The sequence below is a fragment of the Erwinia sp. JUb26 genome (assembly GCF_003751505.1).
Lineage (GTDB): Bacteria > Pseudomonadota > Gammaproteobacteria > Enterobacterales > Enterobacteriaceae > Erwinia.
The window spans coordinates 192040-213453 of sequence record NZ_RJVB01000010.1 but is presented as its reverse complement, the minus strand read 5'-3'; the positions used below and the strand labels follow the sequence as shown (position 1 = coordinate 213453).

General features: G+C 57.1%; 19 protein-coding genes. 10 read left to right on the top strand and 9 right to left on the bottom strand.

All coding sequences use genetic code 11. The features are described from left to right. Positions 1-458 precede the first annotated feature (458 nt). The 3 genes from dapB (at position 459) to carB (ending at position 6137) form a co-directional block, all read left to right on the top strand. Positions 459-1280: a 4-hydroxy-tetrahydrodipicolinate reductase gene (gene dapB / locus EC836_RS22565; protein ID WP_123337325.1), complete on the top strand. Its 822-nt coding sequence runs from the start codon at positions 459-461 to the stop codon at positions 1278-1280. 466 nt (positions 1281-1746) lie between these two features. Next, positions 1747-2895, top strand: a complete 1149-nt coding sequence (carA, locus tag EC836_RS22560) for a glutamine-hydrolyzing carbamoyl-phosphate synthase small subunit (protein ID WP_123337323.1) — start codon at positions 1747-1749, stop codon at positions 2893-2895. Positions 2896-2912: 17 nt separating this feature from the next. Continuing rightward, a complete protein-coding gene (gene carB, locus EC836_RS22555; RefSeq protein ID WP_123337321.1) occupies positions 2913-6137 on the top strand; it encodes a carbamoyl-phosphate synthase large subunit in 3225 nt (1074 codons plus the stop codon). 83 nt (positions 6138-6220) lie between these two features. Here carB and EC836_RS22550 read toward each other — a convergent pair whose 3' ends face one another. Together EC836_RS22550 and EC836_RS22545 are read right to left on the bottom strand one after the other, a co-directional pair. Next, a complete protein-coding gene (locus EC836_RS22550; RefSeq protein ID WP_123337319.1) occupies positions 6221-6538 on the bottom strand; it encodes a DNA-binding transcriptional regulator in 318 nt (105 codons plus the stop codon). A gap of 7 nt (positions 6539-6545) precedes the next feature. Then, on the bottom strand, positions 6546-6878 hold the full coding sequence (locus EC836_RS22545) for a toxin (protein ID WP_123337317.1): 333 nt from the start codon (positions 6876-6878) through the stop codon (positions 6546-6548). 274 nt (positions 6879-7152) lie between these two features. Here EC836_RS22545 and EC836_RS22540 point away from each other — a divergent pair, with 274 nt between their 5' ends. Genes EC836_RS22540 through EC836_RS22515 form a run of 6 tightly spaced genes read left to right on the top strand, consistent with a single transcriptional unit; the run spans position 7153 to position 13222 of the window. Continuing rightward, on the top strand, positions 7153-7872 hold the full coding sequence (locus EC836_RS22540) for a FadR/GntR family transcriptional regulator (RefSeq protein WP_123337315.1): 720 nt from the start codon (positions 7153-7155) through the stop codon (positions 7870-7872). Then, entirely contained in the window at positions 7853-9010 is a 1158-nt protein-coding gene (locus tag EC836_RS22535) for a PLP-dependent transferase (protein WP_123337313.1), read from the top strand. The genes EC836_RS22540 and EC836_RS22535 overlap by 20 nt, the downstream gene beginning before the upstream one ends. A 54-nt stretch (positions 9011-9064) precedes the next feature. Next, entirely contained in the window at positions 9065-10336 is a 1272-nt protein-coding gene (locus tag EC836_RS22530; protein WP_233599394.1) for a sugar ABC transporter substrate-binding protein, read from the top strand. Positions 10337-10378: 42 nt separating this feature from the next. Next, positions 10379-11302: a carbohydrate ABC transporter permease gene (locus EC836_RS22525; RefSeq protein WP_123337309.1), complete on the top strand. Its 924-nt coding sequence runs from the start codon at positions 10379-10381 to the stop codon at positions 11300-11302. A gap of 10 nt (positions 11303-11312) precedes the next feature. Beyond that, the gene (locus tag EC836_RS22520) at positions 11313-12140 is read left to right on the top strand and encodes a carbohydrate ABC transporter permease (protein ID WP_123337307.1); all 828 of its coding nucleotides are present in this window, start codon (positions 11313-11315) and stop codon (positions 12138-12140) included. Between the two features lie 5 nt (positions 12141-12145). Continuing rightward, positions 12146-13222, top strand: coding sequence for an ABC transporter ATP-binding protein (locus EC836_RS22515; protein WP_123337305.1), 1077 nt, complete (start codon positions 12146-12148; stop codon positions 13220-13222). Between the two features lie 3 nt (positions 13223-13225). On the opposite strand, the gene EC836_RS22510 is transcribed toward EC836_RS22515, so the two are convergent. After that, positions 13226-13840 (bottom strand): LysE family translocator, encoded by a 615-nt coding sequence (locus tag EC836_RS22510; RefSeq protein WP_123337304.1) that lies wholly within the window; start codon positions 13838-13840, stop codon positions 13226-13228. 189 nt (positions 13841-14029) lie between these two features. Between EC836_RS22510 and folA the strand changes: the two genes are divergently transcribed. Next, the gene (gene folA, locus EC836_RS22505) at positions 14030-14512 is read left to right on the top strand and encodes a type 3 dihydrofolate reductase (RefSeq protein ID WP_199735264.1); all 483 of its coding nucleotides are present in this window, start codon (positions 14030-14032) and stop codon (positions 14510-14512) included. A 74-nt stretch (positions 14513-14586) separates the two neighbouring features. Here the strand turns inward: folA and apaH are convergent, their stop codons facing one another. The 6 genes from apaH to lptD form a co-directional block, all read right to left on the bottom strand. Continuing rightward, on the bottom strand, positions 14587-15414 hold the full coding sequence (apaH, locus tag EC836_RS22500) for a bis(5'-nucleosyl)-tetraphosphatase (symmetrical) ApaH (protein WP_123337301.1): 828 nt from the start codon (positions 15412-15414) through the stop codon (positions 14587-14589). An 83-nt stretch (positions 15415-15497) separates the two neighbouring features. Continuing rightward, positions 15498-15875: a Co2+/Mg2+ efflux protein ApaG gene (apaG, locus tag EC836_RS22495; RefSeq protein ID WP_123337299.1), complete on the bottom strand. Its 378-nt coding sequence runs from the start codon at positions 15873-15875 to the stop codon at positions 15498-15500. A gap of 2 nt (positions 15876-15877) precedes the next feature. Beyond that, positions 15878-16699 carry a 16S rRNA (adenine(1518)-N(6)/adenine(1519)-N(6))-dimethyltransferase RsmA gene (gene rsmA / locus EC836_RS22490; protein ID WP_123337297.1) on the bottom strand — a complete coding sequence of 274 codons (822 nt, stop codon included), beginning with the start codon at positions 16697-16699 and terminating at the stop codon, positions 15878-15880. Then, a complete protein-coding gene (gene pdxA / locus EC836_RS22485) occupies positions 16692-17684 on the bottom strand; it encodes a 4-hydroxythreonine-4-phosphate dehydrogenase PdxA (protein WP_123337343.1) in 993 nt (330 codons plus the stop codon). The genes rsmA and pdxA overlap by 8 nt, the downstream gene beginning before the upstream one ends. After that, positions 17674-18969 carry a peptidylprolyl isomerase SurA gene (surA, locus tag EC836_RS22480; RefSeq protein WP_123337295.1) on the bottom strand — a complete coding sequence of 432 codons (1296 nt, stop codon included), beginning with the start codon at positions 18967-18969 and terminating at the stop codon, positions 17674-17676. The genes pdxA and surA overlap by 11 nt, the downstream gene beginning before the upstream one ends. Positions 18970-19024: 55 nt before the next feature. Further along, positions 19025-21400, bottom strand: a complete 2376-nt coding sequence (gene lptD, locus EC836_RS22475; RefSeq protein ID WP_123337293.1) for an LPS assembly protein LptD — start codon at positions 21398-21400, stop codon at positions 19025-19027. Positions 21401-21414: the final 14 nt, after the last annotated feature.

Sequence of the window (21414 nt, the reverse complement as noted above, 5' to 3'; positions counted from 1 at the left end):
GTAGCTCAGGGTTTTCCCTTAGGGATGTTCCAAATTCACCCTGCTTCAGGTAGTGGTAGCTAACCACTACCGACTGCAATACTCAAGATACAAGGGATGTTGGCGTCAGGTGAAGCTGGGGCAGGGATGCACCATCTTCACCGATCCGACAGGCCGGATGCCGAAGCCGAAGGCACCGCACAGCGGCGCGAGGACCGCCCGGAAGCCGCAGAGGCTGTCCCCTCACCCTATAGTTACAGCGACATCAATACCCATTGCTCGATAAGTCAGTCTGCCCCCCAACCCAAAGCCACCCTCGACAATTCCTACCCTCACCCGTAATAAATCTGTTTTACTGATAATCTGCGCCAGCTGGCGTAAAATTCTAATTATGTGGTTTTAATTGTGGCGCAGAGGTTAACGCGTGGTTAATCTGTATGCGCTTTGCATGCATAGAAATCTGTCAGGAATGAATAATTATGAGTAACGCAGAAATCCGTATCGCCGTTGTGGGAGCCGCAGGGCGTATGGGGCGTCAGCTGATTCAGGCTGCTGTTCAGGCTGAAGGCGCGCGTCTGGGTGCCGCCGTTGTGCGTGCCGGTTCTTCACTGGTGGGCAGCGATGCCGGTGAACTGGCCGGCTGTGGCGTACAGGGCGTGAAGATCAGCGACAGCCTGGATGCGGTAGTGAATGACTTCGACGTGTTGATCGATTTCACCCGCCCGGAAGCGACGCTGAACTATCTGGAATTTTGCCGTCAGCATAAAAAAGCGATGGTGATTGGCACCACCGGTTTTGATGACGCCGGAAAAGCCGCGATTAAGGCCGCGGCTGAAGATATCGGCATCGTGTTTGCAGCCAACTTCAGCGTCGGCGTAAATCTGGTACTCAAGCTGCTGGAGAAAGCGGCCAAAGTAATGGGTGAGTACGCGGATATCGAAATCGTTGAGGCGCACCACCGTCATAAGGTCGATGCCCCTTCCGGCACGGCGCTGGCGATGGGAGAGGCAATTGCCGATGCGATGGACTGGGATCTGAATGAGCACGCGGTTTACACGCGTGAAGGAATCACCGGGGAACGTAAGGCGCAGACTATCGGTTTTGCGACCGTCCGCGCGGGCGATATCGTCGGTGAGCACACGGCGATGTTTGCAGATATCGGTGAGCGGGTAGAGATTACCCACAAGGCTTCCAGCCGCATGACCTTTGCTAATGGTGCGGTTAAAGCAGGATTATGGTTGGGTGCGCATAAATCAGGTCTGTTTGATATGAGAAGCGTGCTTAACCTTGATGATTTGTAAGTGTTGTAAACCATCGTGATGTGGTTATTTCAATCATAAGGTTATGATTGGGCGGGCAATAATTTTATTGCCCTTTTTATTTTTTAAAAATGACATCTTTTTGTCATTTATCGTTCGTAATCCATATAATATTGCCTTTACCCCTCCTGTGATCTCCTTTTTATAAGATTTTTGACCATTTGGTCCACTTTTTCACGTTTCGGCATCCGTTTTTATGCATTCACTGGCAGGCAACCGATTTTATTGCCAGGATATGTGTTGTTTTCAGCGTTAATCTTCTGATAAATCGACCAGTGAGTTAAAAAGTGAAGAAAAAGTGCCTCGCAGGGTAGACATTCGCGAGGGCGATCATTAGAATGCGCGCAATTTGCCAAAAACTGAGCAGTCAGGCAGTTTTTGCATTGATTCAGCTCTATTTCTGAATTAATATGCAGATATTGTGACTGTTTATTCCCTGGAGGATGTTTTGATTAAGTCAGCGCTCTTGGTTCTGGAAGACGGAACCCAATTCCACGGTCGGGCCATCGGGGCAACCGGATCGGCAGTGGGAGAAGTTGTTTTCAACACTTCAATGACCGGTTATCAAGAAATCCTCACTGATCCTTCCTATTCCCGCCAAATCGTTACTCTTACTTATCCCCATATCGGCAATGTCGGCACCAACGCCGCTGACGCAGAATCGACTCAGGTACATGCACAGGGTCTGGTGATCCGTGACCTGCCGCTGATTGCCAGCAACTATCGCAGTGAAGAAGGGCTGACCGACTATCTGGTCCGCAACAACATTGTCGCTATTGCCGATATCGATACGCGTAAGCTGACTCGTCTGCTGCGCGAAAAAGGGGCGCAGAACGGCTGCATTATTGCCGGAGATGCACCGGATGCTGCCGTAGCGCTGGAGAAAGCGAAAGCCTTCCCTGGCCTGAAGGGCATGGACCTGGCGAAAGAAGTGACCACCCCGGAAGCCTACGGTTGGCTGCAGGGCAGCTGGACGCTGGAAGGCGACCTGCCTGCGGCAAAAACGGAAGGCGAACTGCCGTTCCACGTGGTGGCCTACGATTACGGCGTGAAACGCAATATCCTGCGCATGCTGGTGGATCGTGGCTGCCGCCTGACCGTGGTGCCTGCACAGACCCCGGCTGAAGATGTACTGAAGCTGAACCCGGACGGTATTTTCCTCTCCAACGGTCCCGGAGACCCGGAGCCGTGTGACTACGCTATCAGCGCGATTAAGCGCTTCCTGGAAACCGACATTCCGGTATTCGGCATCTGCCTCGGTCACCAGCTGCTGGCGCTGGCCAGCGGTGCCAAAACCGTGAAGATGAAACTCGGCCACCACGGCGGCAACCACCCGGTGAAAGATCACGATAAAAATACCGTGATGATCACCGCTCAGAACCACGGCTTCGCCGTTGATGACAGCAACCTGCCAGCGAATCTGCGCGTGACCCATACCTCACTGTTTGACCACACGGTCCAGGGTATTCACCGCACGGATAAAGCAGCCTTCAGCTTCCAGGGACACCCTGAAGCGAGCCCGGGCCCGCACGATGCTGCACCCCTGTTCGATCACTTTATCGAACTGATTGAAGCTTACCGTTCCAGCGCGAAATAAGGTCAGGAGAGAGAGCAATGCCAAAACGTACAGACATAAAAAGTATCCTGATCATTGGCGCAGGTCCTATCGTTATCGGTCAGGCCTGTGAGTTTGACTATTCCGGTGCGCAGGCGTGTAAGGCGCTGCGTGAAGAGGGTTACCGCGTTATCCTGGTGAACTCTAATCCGGCGACCATCATGACCGACCCGGATATGGCCGATGCAACCTATATCGAGCCGATTAACTGGGAAGTCGTGCGCAAAATCATCGAAAAAGAGCGCCCGGATGCCGTGCTGCCAACCATGGGCGGCCAGACCGCGCTGAACTGTGCGCTGGAGCTGGAACGCCGTGGCGTGCTGGCAGAGTTCGGTGTGACCATGATTGGTGCCACCGCCGACGCGATTGATAAAGCAGAAGACCGTCGTCGCTTCGACGTGGCGATGAAAAGCATCGGCCTGGACACCGCGCGTTCCGGTATCGCACATAATATGGAAGAAGCGCTGGCGGTTGCCGCCGACGTGGGCTTCCCGTGCATTATCCGCCCTTCCTTTACCATGGGCGGCACCGGTGGCGGTATTGCCTATAACCGTGAAGAGTTCGAAGAGATCTGCGAACGCGGTCTGGATCTGTCACCAACCAACGAGCTGCTGATTGATGAGTCGCTGATTGGCTGGAAAGAGTACGAGATGGAAGTGGTGCGTGATAAAAACGACAACTGCATCATCGTCTGCTCGATTGAAAACTTCGATGCCATGGGTATCCACACCGGTGACTCGATTACCGTTGCGCCAGCACAGACGCTGACCGACAAAGAGTACCAGATCATGCGTAACGCCTCGCTGGCGGTACTGCGTGAAATCGGCGTGGAAACCGGTGGCTCCAACGTACAGTTCTCCGTTAACCCGGAAAACGGCCGCCTGATTGTTATCGAAATGAACCCGCGCGTATCACGTTCTTCCGCGCTGGCATCAAAAGCGACCGGCTTCCCGATTGCAAAAATCGCCGCCAAGCTGGCGGTGGGCTTCACCCTCGACGAGCTGACCAACGATATCACCGGCGGTCTGACCCCGGCGTCGTTCGAACCGTCTATCGACTACGTTGTTACCAAGATCCCACGCTTCAACTTCGAGAAATTTGCCGGTGCTAACGACCGTCTGACTACGCAGATGAAATCCGTCGGTGAAGTGATGGCGATTGGCCGCACGCTGCAGGAATCCATGCAGAAAGCGCTGCGCGGTCTGGAAGTGGGCGCTAACGGCTTCGACCCGAAAGTTGACCTCAACGATGCGGAAGCGATGACCACCATCCGCCGCGAGCTGAAAGACGCCGGTTCTGACCGTATCTGGTACATCGCCGATGCCTTCCGCGCCGGAATGACCGTAGAAGACGTGTTTGCGCTGACCAACGTGGATCGCTGGTTCCTGGTGCAGATTGAAGAGCTGGTTCAGCTGGAGCAGCAGGTAGCGAAAGTCGGTCTGAACGGCCTGACCTACGATTTCCTGCGCACCCTGAAGCGTAAAGGCTTTGCCGATGCGCGCCTGGCCGACGTTGCCGGTGTCACCGAGTCTGAAATTCGTAAACTGCGCGAGCAGCACAACCTGCATCCGGTGTACAAACGTGTGGATACCTGTGCGGCCGAATTCTCGACCGACACCGCCTACATGTACTCCACCTATGAAGAAGAGTGCGAGGCGAACCCGAATCAGGATCGCGACAAAATCATGGTGCTGGGCGGCGGTCCAAACCGTATCGGCCAGGGTATCGAATTCGACTATTGCTGCGTACACGCCTCGCTGGCGCTGCGCGAAGACGGTTTCGAAACCATCATGGTGAACTGTAACCCGGAAACCGTCTCCACCGATTACGACACCTCAGACCGTCTGTACTTCGAGCCGGTGACGCTGGAAGACGTGCTGGAAATCGTGCGCATCGAGAAGCCGAAAGGCGTCATCGTGCAGTACGGCGGCCAGACTCCGCTGAAGCTGGCGCGTGCGCTGGAAGCGGCAGGCGTACCGGTTATCGGTACCAGCCCGGACGCGATTGACCGTGCCGAAGACCGTGAACGTTTCCAGCAGGCGGTTGACCGCCTGGCGCTGAAGCAGCCGGCTAACGCCACCGTGACCACCATCGAAATGGCGGTAGAGAAAGCGGCAACTATCGGCTATCCGCTGGTGGTTCGTCCTTCCTACGTGCTGGGCGGCCGGGCGATGGAAATCGTTTACGACGAAATCGACCTGAAGCGCTACTTCACCACTGCGGTTTCCGTCTCCAACGACGCACCGGTACTGCTGGACCGCTTCCTGGATGACGCGGTAGAAGTCGACGTGGATGCGATCTGTGACGGCGAGCAGGTGCTGATTGGCGGCATCATGGAACACATCGAACAGGCTGGCGTTCACTCCGGTGACTCCGCCTGCTCCCTGCCAGCCTACACGCTGAGCAAGGAAATTCAGGATGTGATGCGTCAGCAGGTTGAGAAGCTGGCCTTTGAGCTGGGCGTACGCGGTCTGATGAACGTGCAGTTTGCGGTGAAGGATAACGAAGTTTACCTGATTGAGGTGAACCCACGTGCCGCTCGTACCGTACCGTTCGTCTCGAAAGCGACCGGTATGCCGCTGGCGAAAGTGGCCGCGCGCGTGATGGCCGGTAAAACGCTGGCTGCGCAGGGCGTGACCGAAGAAATTATCCCGCCGTACTTCTCGGTGAAAGAAGTGGTGCTGCCGTTCAACAAGTTCCAGGGCGTGGACCCTATCCTTGGCCCGGAAATGCGCTCTACCGGTGAAGTGATGGGCGTTGGCCGCACCTTCGCGGAAGCCTTCAGCAAAGCGATGCTGGGCGCGCAGAGCAACATGAAGAAGAGCGGTCGTGCGCTGCTGTCGGTGCGCGAAGGCGATAAGAAACGTATCGTTGAGCTGGCGCGCCGTCTGCTGGACTTCGGCTTTGAGCTGGATGCCACCGAAGGCACCGCTGCGGTGCTGAAAGCCGCCGGTATCGAAGTGCGTCGCGTCAACAAGGTGCATGAAGGTCGTCCGCACATTCAGGACCGCGTGAAGAACGGTGAGTACGTGTACATCGTCAACACCACCGCAGGCCGTCAGGCGATTGAAGACTCCAAGCTGATCCGCCGCAGTGCGCTGCAGTATAAAGTGCACTATGACACCACGCTGAACGGTGCCTTCGCTACCACCACCTCGCTGAACGCCAGCGCGATCGACCAGGTGATCTCGGTGCAGGAAATGCACGCGCAGATTAACGCGTAATCACCCTCTCGTTGGGACGGGTCAGGCATGCCTGACCGCTACGCAGGCGTTAAAGGGCGACCAGTTTTCTGGTCGCCCTTTTTTTAACCCATTTTTGCCAGCGTCTCCAGCGTGGTGGACTCATTCTCGATCAGGCGGATCAGTAAAATCGCCTGCTTATTAGGTTTTGCCCGCCCCTGCTCCCAGTTCTGATAGGTGGTCAGCCCGGTCTGCAAATACTGCGCAAATACCGCCTGTGAAAGCTGTAAATTTTCACGAATAGTGCGCAGCTCTTCCGGTGCCAGCACGATTTCGGCCCTGGCTGTCAGACGGTGGGTTTTCAGGGTTTTCTTGCCCTGCTGCTGTTCAGCCAGAGCGCCAAACCCTTCAACCAGTTCCGCGTAAAGATCGCGTTTTTCCATGTGATCATCATCCTTTCGTCAGGTATGTCAGCAACGCACGTAAGTGTTCGCGCTGGGACGGCGAGAGATCGCCCATCTCACCTTTGCTGTAAATGGTGAACAGCAAAAAATGTGCCTGTTCCTGCCACCAGTAATAGATTATCCGTGAGCCGCCGCGTTTTCCCTTATGGCGATGGCTGTCGCCCACGCGTATTTTACGCAGCCCCCCGGTGTGTTGGATCACATCACCGCAGGTGGGGCAGAGCATGAGCAAATTCTGCAAACTGCGGAACGCTTCGTCAGTGAGATAGTCAGCACGATGACGTGCAAACGGGGGAAGTTCTACAAAGATAGCATCCACTGCTGTTTCTCCAGGCTCTAAACTATGCCCAAATATGGGTTAGTTCAAGGTTTTTTTGTCGTTTTATTACACACCCTGATTCTGCTCGCTTGCCTCAGACATGTCTCTCACCTTGCTCAATCCCTGCGCAACGCCTCGCAATTCTGCACCTTTCCCGCTCAGAAGATTTTCTTATTAAAGATAAATAACGAGTTAAATCATGAATATAATTTTTGGCACTCTCTTTGCAATGTCTCTGACAGGTTGAGTTGTTGGACCAATTTCAGGAGGCAGCATGTCATTACTTCCCGCCGCACTGGCGCCGATAGCCGTACAGCATAGCGACGTGCTGGTGCTGGATGCGCTAACGCGCTACGTCGCGCAGTCAGGAATGCAGATCGGTGAGCGGCTACCGCCGGAGCGCGTTCTGGCAGAGCAGCTGGCCGTCAGCCGCAACACGGTACGCGAAGCGCTGAAGCGCTGGGAAACGCTGGGCATTATCGTGCGGCGTAAGGGCAGCGGCACCTTTCTGCAGGCCGAGGTCACCAGCAATGACAGCTTCCTGTCGCTGCGTTTTAAAAACGACTCACAAAACATGCTGCACGCGCTGGAGGTCCGCCGGATTATCGAGGCCGAATCCTGCTCGCTGGCGGCGGTGCGTGCCACGGTAGATGACTTGCTGCTGATTGAACGCCGGCTTCAGGAAATGGAGCGCGTCCACCTGGCCGTCGGTTCCGCCGGTGCGGAGGACTGGCTGTTCCACGCCAGTATTTACCAGGCGGCGCACAACCCGCTGTTACTGCATATGGTGGTGGGGCTGTACGACACCCTGCACGCCTTTTTTGAATCCCCGCCCGAGCAGGCGCTGTTCAGCGACTCATTTCCGCTGCACCGCACGCTGTTTGAGGCCATCCACCAGCGCGATGCCGATGAGGCTAAGCGCGTCAGCCATCTGATTCTCGACATAACCGAACGTGACATGAAGGACGTGATCCATGCAGCCAGAAAAGCGTAGTGACCAGACCCAGCTCACCCACGATGCCCGTCATGATAAAGGGGCCGTATCGCCGCCGATTTACCAGTCTTCGCTGTTCAGCTTCAGCGACTACGACAGCATGATTGCCCGCTTTCGCGGCGACAGCGACCAGCCGCTCTATTCCCGCGTGGATAACCCGACGGTCAAAGAGCTGCAGGAAAAAGTGGCGAAGCTGGAGCAGGGTGAAGCCTGCCTGGCGTTCAGCAGCGGCATGGCGGCGATCAGCAACGCCATTCTCAGCGTGGTGTCACCCGGTGACAAAGTGGTATGCATCAATCACGTTTACCCGGATACCTATCGTTTCCTGCGCGGCTTTTGCCAGCGCTTCCGCATCCGCAGCGAGTTCGTCGACGGCGAGTCGCTGGAGTCAGTAAAAGCGGCGCTCTCCGGCGCTAAATTGCTGTATCTGGAAAGCCCGAGCAGCTGGGTTATGGGCGAGCAGGACCTGCGTTCGCTGGCCGAACTGGCGCAGTCGATGGGCGTTACCACGATTATCGACAACAGCTGGGCGTCGCCGCTGTATCAAAAACCGCTGACGTTGGGTATCGATATCGTCGTGCATTCCGCCTCTAAATACATCAGCGGGCACAGTGATGTGGTCGCCGGGCTGGTGATTGCCAGCCGCGAGCGCATTGCCGCTATCACCAGCGGCGTCAGCCCGTTCCTCGGCGGCAAGCTGTCGGCTAACGAAGCCTGGCTGCTGATCCGCGGCCTGCGAACGCTGCCGCTGCGTATGCGTCAGCATCAGGAGAGCGCGCTGACCATTGCCCGCCAGCTATTGACGCATCCTCAGGTGACCCGCGTTTATCACCCTGGCCTGGAACCACTGTCTTCCTCCGCCCTCAGCGGCTACAGCGGGCTGTTCGCCTTCGAGCTGGATGAGTCGGTGGATATCCCTCGTTTCTGCAATGCGCTCGGCCTGTTCCATATGGGCGTGAGCTGGGGCGGTTTTGAAAGCCTGGTGATGCCGGCGATTTCGGTGCTGAACCAGGCCGGAGAATTTAATTCCGCTCGCGATTTTGGCGTATCGCCTCGCGTGGTGCGCGTCTCTATCGGTCTGGAAGAGACGGAAGAGTTGTGGCTCGACCTGCAGCAGGCGATTGCCGCCGCACGCTAACCCCGCCCGGCGGGATATTTCATCTAACCTGAGGTCATCATCATGCAACATCCTATGCGCGCTTTGTTATGCCAGTGCGTGGTCGCCGCCCTGGGAATGGGTGCCGCGGTCTGCAGCCAGGCCGCCACCAAACTGACGCTGGTGGAGGTGATCACCAGCCCGGCAAGGACCGCCGTTTTGCAGGAGATGCTGACGGACTATAAGAAGCAGCATCCGGGAACGGAAATCGAGGTGATCTCGCTGCCGTGGGGCCAGGCGTTTGAAAAGCTGGGCACCATGATGCAGAGCGGCCAGGTGCCGGACGTGGTGGAGATGCCGGATACGTGGCAGGGGCTGTACGCCAGCAACAACATGCTGGAAGACCTGGAGCCGCAGCTGAAAAGCTGGTCCGCCACGCCGCAGCTGACCGACAAGGCGCTGGCGATGGCGCGCGCCGCCAACGGTAAAGCGACGATGATCCCTTACGGCTTCTATCTGCGCGCGATGTTCTGGAACAAGAAATTGTTCCAGCAGGCGGGCCTCAGCGAAGCGCCGAAAACCATGGATGAGTTCGTGGCCGATGCGAAGAAAATCAGCGCGCTGGGCAACGGCATCAGCGGCTACTGCATGCGCGGCGGCGTGGGCGGCACCAACGCCTGGATGATGTTTATGGCGGCGATGAACGGATCGCCGGAATTCTTCGATAAGCAGGGCAACAGCACGCTGACTCAGCCCGGTGCCTTGAAGGGCGCACAGCTGCTGGTGGATATGTATCAGAGCGGCGGCGCGCCTAAAGACAGCGTGAACTGGGGCTTTAACGAGATCGTCTCCGGCTTCTACTCCGGTAAATGCGCGATGCTCGACCAGGATCCGGACGCGCTGATCGCCATCAAAAACAGCATGCCTGCTGAGGACTTTGCCGTGGCACCGATGCCGGTCGGCCCGTCGGGCAAAGCCTTCCCGACGATTGGCTACACCGGCTGGTCGGTGTTCAAGCAGGCGAAACAGAAGGATCAATCCTGGCAGCTGATCCAGTTCCTCAGCAGCGAATCAAACAACCTCACCTGGTCGAAGTTCGTCGGTACGCTGCCAATCTATAAGGGCGCGGAAAACGATCCTTACTACCATTCTCCGCAGTTTGCCGGCTGGTTTGCCGAGCTGAACAGCCCGAACTACGTGCCGCTGACCATGCCGACGCACCTGAAAGGCTGGGGCTACTTTAACTCGGTGATTGTGAAGGAAAGCTCGCAGGAAACCCTGCTGGATCAGAACGATACGGAATCCATGGTCAAGGACTGGGCGAAATACCTGACCAAAGAGCAGAAGGCCTGGCTTGCCACGCAATAACAGTGACTCCCGCGCAGGCGGGAGCCTTTACGGAGACGCCCTATGATGCTTGATACTCCCGCTGGCCGCGTCGCCAGCGCCCCGCGCTTTGCTCGTCTGCGCATGCTGGCCGAGCCGTGGCTTTACCTCAGCCCGACGCTGGTGCTGATCGGGCTGTTTATTTTCGTGCCGATGATGATCGGCATTTCCTATGCCTTCCAGAATATTCAGTTGCTGAATCCCATGGACAGCGGCTGGGTCGGGCTGGATAACTTCCGCCAGATGTTTGACGATCGGCGCTTCTTCAAGGCGCTGGGCCACACCGTCAACTGGACGCTGACCTCGCTGGCGCTGCAGTTCGCGCTGGGTCTGGGCCTGGCGCTGCTGCTGAACCGCGAGTTCCCGCTGCGTCGCTGGGCGCAGGCGCTGGTGTTTCTGCCGTGGGCGGTACCGGCATTTTTATCCGGCCTGACCTGGTCGTGGCTGCTTAACCCGGTAATCGGTATTTTGCCGCACTGGCTGGTGGATCTGCACGTGCTCAGCGAGCCGTACAATATCCTCTCCGACCCGCAGCTGGCACTGTACGGGCCGGTGATCGCCAACGTCTGGTTTGGCATTCCGTTTTTTGCCATCACCCTGCTTGCTGCCCTGCAGTCGATTCCGAAGGATCTCTACGAAGCTGCGTCGATGGACGGTGCCAGCGGCTGGCAGCAGTTTAAGCGCGTTACGTTGCCGTTCCTGGCCCCGATGATCGCCATTACCGTGATGCTGCGAACCATCTGGATCGCCAACTTTGCCGATCTGATCGTGGTGATGACCGACGGCGGCCCCGCCGGTTCCACCTCGATCCTCTCCAGCTATATCTTTACCACCGCCTATCGCAAGCTGGACTTCGGCTATGCCTCGGCGATGGCGGTATTCCTGTTGGTGCTGATGACCTGCTATGCGCTGGTACTGCTGCGCATCCGCCAGCGTCTGTTGAAATAAGGAGGCGACGATGAGTGCGCTGTTACGTTTGATGGGCCATCGTGCCGGTATCCTGTGCTATCTGATCTTTTCGCTGTTCCCGCTGTACTGGGTAATCAAAATATCGCTGACACCGGATGCGCTGCTGTTCAGCGAGGGCGTCCGGCTGTGGCCTGCGGCGCTGACTCTGGATCACTTTCGCCGGGTGCTGGTGGAGAGTGACTTCCCAACGTTTTTCACTAACAGCCTGATAGTTTCATTCGGTACCGCCGCGCTGTCGACGGTGGTGGCGGCCGCTGCGGGCTACGCGTTTTCCCGCTTTGGCTTTCGCGGCAAAACGGTGATGGCCGCGGCGCTGCTGTTTACTCAGATGTTTCCGCTGGTGATGATTCTGGCCCCGATTTACAAAGTCATGGCTCCGCTGGGGCTGACCAACAGCCTGCTGGGGCTGATCCTGGTTTACAGCGCGTTTAACGTGCCGTTTGCCACGTTTCTGATGCAGTCGTTTTTCGATGCCATTCCCAAAGATCTGGAAGAGTCGGCAATGCTGGAAGGCTGCACCCGTTTCCAGGCGCTGTATCGGGTGCTGATGCCGCTGACTCTGCCGGGCATGGCGGCCACGCTGGGGTTCGTCTTTACCGCCGCCTGGAGCGAGCTGCTGTTCTCGCTGATGCTGATTAATAAAAACGAAGTGATGACCTTCCCGGTCGGGCTGCTGAGCTTCGTGTCTAAATTCGCCGTTTCCTGGGGAGATATGATGGCCGCCGCGGTGCTGGCGCTGATCCCCGCCTGTCTGTTTTTCGCCTTCATTCAGCGCTACCTGATCCAGGGGCTGACGGCTGGCGCGGTAAAAGGATAATTATTATGGCTCAAATTTCTCTGTCACAAATCCAGAAGCGCTACGGCAACGTTGAGGTGCTACGCAATATCGATCTGACCATCGCCGACGGTGAGTTTGTGGTACTGGTGGGGCCGTCGGGCTGCGGGAAATCCACGCTGCTGCGCACCATCGCCGGGCTGGAGCTGGCCAGCAGCGGGGATATTCGCATCGGCAGTCGCCTGATGAATCAGGTGGCGCCGAAGGATCGTGATATCTCGATGGTATTTCAGAGCTATGCGCTCTATCCGCACCTGACCGTGGCGCGAAACATGGGCTTTAGCCTGGAGGTGCAAAAGCGCCCGAAGGCGGAAATTGAGGCGGCGGTGCAGCGCGCGGCGGAGATCCTCAGCCTGACGCACCTGCTGGACCGGCGGCCAAAAGAACTGTCCGGTGGACAGCGCCAGCGCGTGGCGATGGGGCGGGCGATTGTGCGCCAGCCGCAGGTGTTTCTGTTTGATGAACCGCTCTCCAACCTCGATGCCCAGCTGCGCGGCCAGATGCGGGTGGAGATAAAAAAACTGCATCAGCAGCTGAGCAACACTATCGTTTACGTCACCCACGATCAGGTGGAGGCGATGACGCTGGCCGACCGCATCGTGGTGCTGAATCACGGGGTGATCCAGCAGGTGGGCACGCCGCTGGAGCTGTATGACACACCGGCGAATAAATTTGTCGCCAGCTTTATTGGTTCACCGCCGATGAACTTTATTAACGGGCGGATGCAGCGGGGGGATTGCGGCGCGTGCGTGGAGGTTAATGGCCGGGTGGTGCTGCCGCTGGGCGAGCGCGACGACATCGTGGCAGGTAAAGAAGTGATTTACGGCATTCGCCCGGAAAACATCACGCTGTGCGATCTGGCCGATGAGGGGGCGCTGCCGCTCCAGGTGTCGCTGGTGGAGCCGACCGGGCTGTCCGAGCTGATACACGGTACGCTGCACGGCATTCCACTGATGATTTACAGCACGCTGCGCTCCGGCGCACAGGCCGGGGATACCCTCGGTATTGCGCTGGATGTGGCAAGAGTGCAGCTGTTTGATGCGGACAGCCAGGTTCGCCTGTAGCCGTCAGGAAAGCGCGACCTTGATGCCCAGCGCGATCAGTACGCCGCCCAGCAGTTTATCAACGATGCGCTGGGCTTTCGCCAGGCCGCGGCGCACCGGTGCGCTCTGGATCAGTACAACCAGCAACGGCCACCACAGTGTTGAAAGGCCGAGGATAATACCGGCATACAGTAGCTTTTCACCGATGTCGGAATTCACGTTCAGCACCTGGGTAAAAATCGACAGGAAGAACAGCGTGGCCTTGGGGTTCAGCAGATTGCACAGATAGCCCTGCAGGAAGGCCTTTTTCAGCGAAGCCTGTTCCGGGGCGACGTTGCTGAGGTCCATCTTGCTGCCGCCGCGCGAAATCAGCGCCTGAATGCCGATATAAATCAGGTAGGCCGCACCGGCGTATTTCAGCAGCATAAACAGCCACGGCGTGGTGGTGATCACCACCGCCAGCCCGGCGACGCAGTAGGCCATATGGGTGGCGACGGCGCAGTTGACGCCGAGCGCGCTCATCAGCGCCGCGCTGCGACGATAGCGGGCGGCGTTTTTGATAATCAGGAAAAAATCGGGTCCGGGAGAGAGCATCCCCAGTGCCGCAATGGTGGCGACAAATAAACTGGTTTCTAACATGAATGTGGTCTGCATCTTAACGAAAGCGGAATTTTAGCACGCCGTTGGGGAATTTCATGGTGAAAATCGCGGGGAAAGTGACGCAATCGATAACCTGATAAACCTTTACTGAATAAGCGACGCTTTGCTATCGACGAAACTTTCGCCTTTCCGTATGATGGCGCCAATTTTACCCCTGTTGAGTTTTATATGATGATTAGCCTGATTGCGGCCCTGGCGGCCGATCGAGTAATTGGGATGGAAAATGCCATGCCGTGGCATCTGCCGGCGGATCTGGCCTGGTTTAAGCGGCACACCCTGAACAAGCCGGTGGTGATGGGGCGTCGCACCTGGGAATCGATTGGTCGCCCGCTGCCGGGTCGTCTGAATATCGTGATCAGCAGTAAAAAAGGCGATGCGGAAGGGGTAACCTGGGTGACCTCTATCGACGATGCGCTGAAGGCTGCCGGTGAAGTCGAGGAGCTGATGGTGATTGGCGGTGGGCGTATTTACGAACAGCTGCTGTCGCGTGCCGACCGTCTGTATCTGACCCATATCGATGCGGAAGTGGAAGGGGATACGCATTTCCCGGACTACGAACCGGACGAATGGCAGTCAACGTTCAGCGAGTTCCACGATGCCGACGAGAAGAACTCCCACAGCTTCTGCTTTGAGATTTTAGATCGCCGCTAACGAACGCCGTTAATCGCGTGAAATAAGAAAGGGCGGACCGTGAGGTCCGCCCTTTGCTTTGATGAGGGCCGTACTTACAGGATCTCGCTTTCGCGGTTTGATACCTGAGTGAAAATCCGCTTATCTTCCCAGCGCAGCATGGTCAGCGTGCCGCCCCAGCAGCAGCCGGTGTCCAGACCGATAATCCCTTCCGGTGTGCCTTTGCCTTCCAGCGACGCCCAGTGACCGAATACGATGGTGTACTCACGCGATACCGGGCCAGGAATGTTAAACCAGGGTTTAAGCGGCGGTGGCGCGCTTTCCGGCGACTCTTTACTGATCATATCCAGCTGGCCGTTGGGGAAGCAGAAGCGCATCCGCGTCAGCGCGTTGCTGCTAAAGCGCAGACGCGCCAGGCCGGTCAGCTCCGGCGACCAGTTGTTCGGCATATCGCCGTACATCGCATCCAGGAACAGCGGGTAGGTATCGCTGCTCAGTACCGATTCCACTTCGCGCGCGCACATTTTTGCGGTTGCAATATCCCACTGCGGCGTGATGCCCGCATGCGCCATCACCAGCTTTTTCTCTTCATCGACCTGCAGCAGCGGCTGGCGACGCAGCCAGTTGATCAGCTCGTCGGCATCATCTGCCTGTAGCAGGGGAGTGATGCGATCTTTCGGCTTGTTGCGGCTGATACCGGCATACACCGCCAGCAGATGCAGATCGTGGTTGCCCAGCACCAGCCTCACGCTGTCGCCCAGCGAGCGCACAAACCGCAGCACATCCAGCGAGGCCGGGCCGCGTGCCACTAAATCACCGGTTAGCCACAACTCGTCCTGTTGCGGGTCGAAAGCCACCTGATCCAGCAGCGAGCGCAGCTCGTCATAGCAGCCGTGAACATCCCCGATTAGATAAGTACTCATGCATCTGTCCTGAAAATAAGCAAGCAGCCCTGGCGTTCCCGGCTGATAAGCAGGGCACTGCGGGCTGAAGGGAAAAGAGCGGATTAATGAATATGGCTGGCGATGGCCAAACGAAATACCGGAATATCCACCCGCAGTTTTTCGCCTTCGCTATCCACCATCTGATAGTGGCCCTGCATGGTCCCCATCGGCGTTTCCAGCACCGCACCGCTGGTGTACTGGTATTCGCCGCCGGGTTCAATATGCGGCTGTTCACCGATAACGCCTTCGCCCCGAACTTCGGTTTCCCGGCCGTTACCGTTGGTGATCAGCCAGTAACGGCCAAGCAGCTGAACTGAACTACGCCCCAGATTACGGATGGTGATGGTGTAGGCATAAACATAGCGATCTTCATCGGGCGCGGACTGCGACTCAATATAGACACTCTGCACCTGGACACATACACGGGGCGTATCATTCATTTTCAGCTCTCCTGCGGCTGTGGATTCGCAGATAACCAGTTAGCCAGCTGGCAGTACTGCGCCACCGTGATGTTCTCGGCGCGCAGGGTGGCATCGATGTTCATCTCTTCCAGCGCTTCCGCCGTGAACAGATGGCCCAGGCTGTTGCGCAGCGTTTTACGGCGCTTGCCGAAGGCTTCGGTGGTGATGCGGCTCAGCACCCGCACGCTCTCAACCGGATGTGGCAGCGTGGCGTATGGCATCAGGCGGACCACGGCGGAATCCACTTTCGGCGCCGGGGTGAAAGACTCCGGCGGCACTTCCAGAACCGGGATCACCTGGCAGTAATACTGCGCCATCACCGTCAGACGACCATACGCCTTACTGCCCGGACCGGCAACCAGACGATTCACCACTTCCTTTTGCAGCATAAAGTGCATGTCGCGAATGGAACCCACGTAGCTGAACAGGTGGAACATCAGCGGCGTGGAAATATTATACGGCAGGTTGCCGAACACGCGCAGCGGCTGACCTTTTTCTGCGGCGAGCGCCGCAAAATCAAAGGTCATGGCATCCTGCTGGAAGATTGTCAGCTTCGGGCCAAGGAACGGATGAGTCTGCAGGCGTGCAGCCAGATCGCGGTCAATTTCCACTACGGTCATTTCATCAATGCGCTCGCCAACCGGTTCGGTCAGTGCGCCAAGACCGGGGCCGATTTCAACAATCGCCTCGCCGCGCTGAGGGTGGATGGCGTTGACAATACAGTCGATAATATACTGATCGTTAAGGAAGTTCTGGCCGAAACGTTTGCGGGCAAAATGGCCCTGATGGACGCGATTATTCATTACTGCTCTTAATCATGGTGATGGCGAGGTTAAGCGCCGTTTTAAAGCTGCCCGCATCGGCCTGACCGCTCCCGGCCAGCTCAAGAGCTGTACCGTGATCGACAGACGTGCGGATAAATGGCAGACCGAGGGTGATGTTCACCGCGCGGCCAAAGCCCTGATATTTTAGCACCGGAAGGCCCTGATCGTGATACATCGCGAGCACGGCGTCCGCCTGTTGCAGATATTTAGGCTGGAACAGCGTGTCGGCAGGAAGCGGGCCGGTCAGGTTAATCCCACGCTGGCGCAGTTCGTCCAGCGCCGGGATAATGGTATCAATTTCTTCGCGACCCATATGGCCGCCTTCTCCGGCGTGGGGATTCAGCCCGCAGACCAGGATATGCGGCTCGCGGCTGCCAAACTTACTTTGCAGGTCGGCATGCAGGATCGTGATCACTTCGTGCAGGCTTTCGCGGGTAATCGCGGCGGACACATCCTTCAGCGGCAGGTGCGTGGTTGCCAGCGCCACACGCAGCTCTTCCGTTGCCAGCATCATTACCACGCGATCGCAGCCCGCGCGTTCGGCAAAGAATTCGGTATGGCCGCTGAACGGGATCCCGGCATCGTTAATCACGCCCTTGTGCACCGGGCCGGTGATTAGCGCGGCAAATTCACCACTAAGGCAGCCGTCACAGGCGCGGGCGAGGGAGGCCAGCACGTAATGGCTGTTGTCCACACACAGCTCACCGGCGGTTACCGCCTGCGCCAGCGGCAGGGGTAATACCGTCAGCGTACCCGCGCTTTGCGGCTGAGCGGGCGTGTCCGGCTGGTATTCACGCAGGGTCAGGGGTAAATGCAAAGCTGCCGCGCGGGTGCGCAGCAGCTCGGAGTCGGCACAGATAACCAGTTCAACCGGCCAGGCCTGCTGGGCCAGCTGAACGATTAAATCGGGACCAATCCCGGCGGGTTCGCCGGGAGTGATAACGACGCGAAGGTTATTGCGCATTGGCATCGAGAATCTTCACGTAGGCAGCGGCGCGCTCTTCCTGCATCCAGGTCTGCGCTTCTTCCGCAAACTTACGGTTGAACAGCAGGCGGTAAGCTCGCTCTTTCTTCGCCGCGTCGGTTTTATCAACCTGGCGTGTGTCCAGCAGCTGGATTAAATGCCAGCCGAAGGAGGAGTGAACCGGGGCGCTCATTTGGCCTTTTTGCAGACGCAGCAGCGCATCACGGAAGGCCGGGTCGAAGGTTTCCGGAGAAGCCCAGCCCAGATCGCCGCCCTGATTCGCCGAACCCGGATCCTGCGACAGCTGTTTCGCCGCATTTGCAAAGGTCAGCTTGCCGCTGTTGATTTCGTTAGCCACTTCCTGCAGCTTCTGGCGCGCCTGGTCGTCGGTCATAATCGGCGATGGCTTCAGCAGAATATGGCGGGCATGCACTTCGGTAACGGAAATGCTCTGGCTGTCGCCGCGCATGTCGTTCACTTTAAGGATATGGAAGCCGACACCGGAACGGATTGGGCCGATAACGTCGCCTTTCTTCGCGGTGATCAGCGCCTGACCAAACAGGGAAGGCAGCTCTTGAATACGGCCCCAGCCCATGTTACCGCCCTTCAGCGCCTGAGGATCGGCGGAGTAGGTGATGGCCATTTTGCCGAAGTCAGCGCCACCCTTAGCTTCTTCAACCAGCTTACGCGCCAGGGCTTCCTGCTCGTCAACCTGCTGCTGGGACGGATTTTCCGGCAGCGGCAGCAGAATGTGGCTGAGGTTCAGCTCGGTGCCCGCGTCGTTCTGCGCGGCCATCTGCGTTGCCAGGGAATCAACTTCCTGCGGCAGAATGGTCACACGGCGGCGCACTTCGTTATTGCGCACTTCAGAGGTCAGCATCTCTTTGCGGATCTGCTCACGATAGGTGGCGTAGTTGATGCCGTCATAAGCCAGACGGCTACGCAGCTGATCGGCGCTCATTTTATTCTGTGCGGCGATATTGCCAATGGCCTGGTCCAGCTGGGCATCGCTGATCTGCACGCCCGCCTGTTTAGCCATCTGCAGGAGAATGTTATCCATAATCAGACGTTCAATAATCTGATGGCGTAACGTTTTGTCATCGGGTAGCTGCTGTCCTGCCTGCTGTGCCTGACCTTTAACGGACTGCATCATGCCGTCCACATCACTTTCTAAGACTACGCCGTTGTTAACAACAGCAGCGACTTTATCAACTACCTGCGGGGCTGCGAACGCGGTGCTGGCTGTCAGAGCTGCACCGAGGATCAGCATTCTCCAGTTCTTCATACTTTTTCCATTCTTCCTATCCGCAATGCGGGTTGGCATATCAAACATTACAACATCAGAAAGCGCGTTGATAAGGCAGGATGCCCTGACGCAGCATTTGACCGGTACCTAAGCCATAACTCGGGCTGAGGCCACGCAGCTCAATGTTGAACGAGACTTTATTATCATACTTACTGCTGTCGTCTTCCCAGCTGGTGATTTTACGTTCATAACCGAGGCGAATCGCATAGCAGCATGAGCTGTACTGAATGCCCACCAGCTGATCGGCTGGCTGATTCGCTTTGGTATCGTAATACCACGCACCGACTACGGACCAGGCATCAGCAATAGGCCAGCTTGCTGTGGCACCCACCTGAGAAATACCTTCCTGGTACAGCGGGTTAGTATACTGAGTCAGCGTTTGCTGAATATACTCTTCGCTGGTATAGCGGTAGTTCAGCTGCACCATGCGGTCAGCATCCCGACGCCATTCCAGCACGGCGTTACCCTGTGAAACGTTGTCCAGACGGGTGTCATACTGCAGTCCACCGCGCGCTGCCCAACGATCGCTGATTTTCCAGTAGGTATCGCCGGCCCACACCAGGCTGCCTCGATCGTCATCATCCGTATAGTTTAATCCGGTGCGTGCCGGGGTAAACGAGTAGATTTGACCAATGGAAGCGTTAAAACGTTCAACCAGATCGTTATCAAAAATTCGCGTAGTCACACCGGTGGTCAGCTGGTTAGCCGACGCGATGCGATCCAGGCCGCTGTAGGTCTTGTCGCGGAACAGGCCGGTGTAGTCGCTTTGCAGCAGCGTGGAGTCATAGGCGTTGATGTTGCTCTGGTCGCGATACGGGATATACAGGTACTGCATCCGCGGTTCCAGCGTCTGCGTGTAGCCCGGCGACCAGTTCATATCGCGGTCAAAGACCATCTTGCCGTCGATCTTAAACTGCGGCATGACGCGGTTAACCGAGTTTTTCAGCTGGTTGTCTTTGTTCTGGCTCAGCGAGTTAAAATAATCGACGTCATTCTGCTCGTAGTGGGTGGCCAGCAGTTTGGCTTCGGTATTCAGGCTGCCCCAGCGGTTAGACAGCGGCAGACCGATGGTCGGTTCCAGATGTAAACGCGTGGCGTCGGGATATTCACCGTTGACGTTGGTGAACTTCACCGCCTGCGCGTAGACATGCGTATCGAACGGACCGATATCATTTTTGTAGTAGTTGAAGTCAAACTGCGGCTCCGCGCGGTAGATATTACGCGTGGAGTTGGTCGAGAAGATCTGGAACTGTTTGGTCGACAGCGTGGCATCCCAGTTCTTTTCCGCATAGCCCACGCTGAATTTCTGCGTCACGTAGCCGTCGGTGGTAGAACCGTAGGTGGAGTCGAGGTCGGTAAAGTAATACGGGTCGCTGACTTTGGTGTAGTCTGCGTTGAAGCGCCAGTTCTGCTCGTAAACGCCGGAATGGCGCCAGTGGAACAGCCAGCGGTTCGAATCTTTATCGTCCGCATGCTCACGATTGTAAACGTCATCGGAGTTCATGTAGTCGAATTCCATCAGGCCGGTGCCCACACCGGTCAGATAGCGGAATTCATTCTGCCACTGCATACCACGGCGGCTGATGTAGTGCGGCGTCAGCGTGGCATCGGCCTGCGGCGCGATATTCCAGTAGTACGGCAGCATAAATTCAAAGCCGCTGCTGCTGCCGTATTTTGCATTTGGGATCAGGAAGCCTGAGCGGCGTTTATCGCCCACCGGCAGCTGCAGGTAAGGGCTGTAGAACACCGGGACCGGGCCGATCTTAAAGCGGGCGTTCCAGATCTCAGCCAGCTGTTCTTCGCGATCGTGGATCACTTCTGAACCCACCACGCTCCAGCTGTTCTGGCCCGGAAGGCAAGACGTAAAGGTGCCGTTTTCCAGAATGGTGTAGCGGTTCTCACCGCGCAGCTTCATCTGATCGGCATCGCCGCGCCCCTGACGGCCCACCATCTGGTAGTTGCCGTTCCAGACGTTGGTGTCTTTAGTATTCAGATTTGACCAGGCTTTTGGACCTTTCAGGATCACCTGATTATCGTCATAGCGCACGTTACCGAGCGCATCCACGGTGCGGGTTGGCGTGGTCTGCCCCTGCACCGTTTTCTGGTGCAGCTGAACTTCGTCGGACTGCAGGCGGCTGTTGCCCTGCTGAATATCGACGTTACCGGTGAATACCGCGTTATCCGGGTAGTTTCCCTGTGCTTTGTCGGCATCAATGGTGACCGGCAGTTCGTTGGTTTTCCCCTGTACCAGAGGACGGTCGTAACTAGGTACACCCAGCATACATTGAGATGCGAGGTCATCGGCCAGTCCTTGCTGGCTGTACAGCGCTGAACCGATTAGGGTTGCCAGCAATGTAGGTAGACTTTTTTTCATACGCGGTATCGAAAATTCCGTGGTCACTGGCATCATGCCGACAAACCGTC

Bases quoted from the DNA above. Each gene is read 5' to 3' on its own strand.
- EC836_RS22530 (WP_233599394.1), top strand. From the start codon at position 9,065: ATGCGCGCTTTGTTATGCCAGTGCGTGGTCGCCGCCCTGGGAATGGGT.
- folA (WP_199735264.1), top strand. From the start codon at position 14,030: ATGATGATTAGCCTGATTGCGGCCCTGGCGGCCGATCGAGTAATTGGG.
- EC836_RS22510 (WP_123337304.1), bottom strand. From the start codon at position 13,840: ATGTTAGAAACCAGTTTATTTGTCGCCACCATTGCGGCACTGGGGATG.
- EC836_RS22525 (WP_123337309.1), top strand. From the start codon at position 10,379: ATGATGCTTGATACTCCCGCTGGCCGCGTCGCCAGCGCCCCGCGCTTT.
- rsmA (WP_123337297.1), bottom strand. From the start codon at position 16,699: ATGAATAATCGCGTCCATCAGGGCCATTTTGCCCGCAAACGTTTCGGC.
- EC836_RS22540 (WP_123337315.1), top strand. From the start codon at position 7,153: ATGTCATTACTTCCCGCCGCACTGGCGCCGATAGCCGTACAGCATAGC.
- carB (WP_123337321.1), top strand. From the start codon at position 2,913: ATGCCAAAACGTACAGACATAAAAAGTATCCTGATCATTGGCGCAGGT.
- apaH (WP_123337301.1), bottom strand. From the start codon at position 15,414: ATGAGTACTTATCTAATCGGGGATGTTCACGGCTGCTATGACGAGCTG.
- EC836_RS22515 (WP_123337305.1), top strand. From the start codon at position 12,146: ATGGCTCAAATTTCTCTGTCACAAATCCAGAAGCGCTACGGCAACGTT.
- lptD (WP_123337293.1), bottom strand. From the start codon at position 21,400: ATGATGCCAGTGACCACGGAATTTTCGATACCGCGTATGAAAAAAAGT.
- apaG (WP_123337299.1), bottom strand. From the start codon at position 15,875: ATGAATGATACGCCCCGTGTATGTGTCCAGGTGCAGAGTGTCTATATT.
- surA (WP_123337295.1), bottom strand. From the start codon at position 18,969: ATGAAGAACTGGAGAATGCTGATCCTCGGTGCAGCTCTGACAGCCAGC.
- EC836_RS22520 (WP_123337307.1), top strand. From the start codon at position 11,313: ATGAGTGCGCTGTTACGTTTGATGGGCCATCGTGCCGGTATCCTGTGC.
- pdxA (WP_123337343.1), bottom strand. From the start codon at position 17,684: ATGCGCAATAACCTTCGCGTCGTTATCACTCCCGGCGAACCCGCCGGG.
- EC836_RS22535 (WP_123337313.1), top strand. From the start codon at position 7,853: ATGCAGCCAGAAAAGCGTAGTGACCAGACCCAGCTCACCCACGATGCC.
- EC836_RS22550 (WP_123337319.1), bottom strand. From the start codon at position 6,538: ATGGAAAAACGCGATCTTTACGCGGAACTGGTTGAAGGGTTTGGCGCT.
- dapB (WP_123337325.1), top strand. From the start codon at position 459: ATGAGTAACGCAGAAATCCGTATCGCCGTTGTGGGAGCCGCAGGGCGT.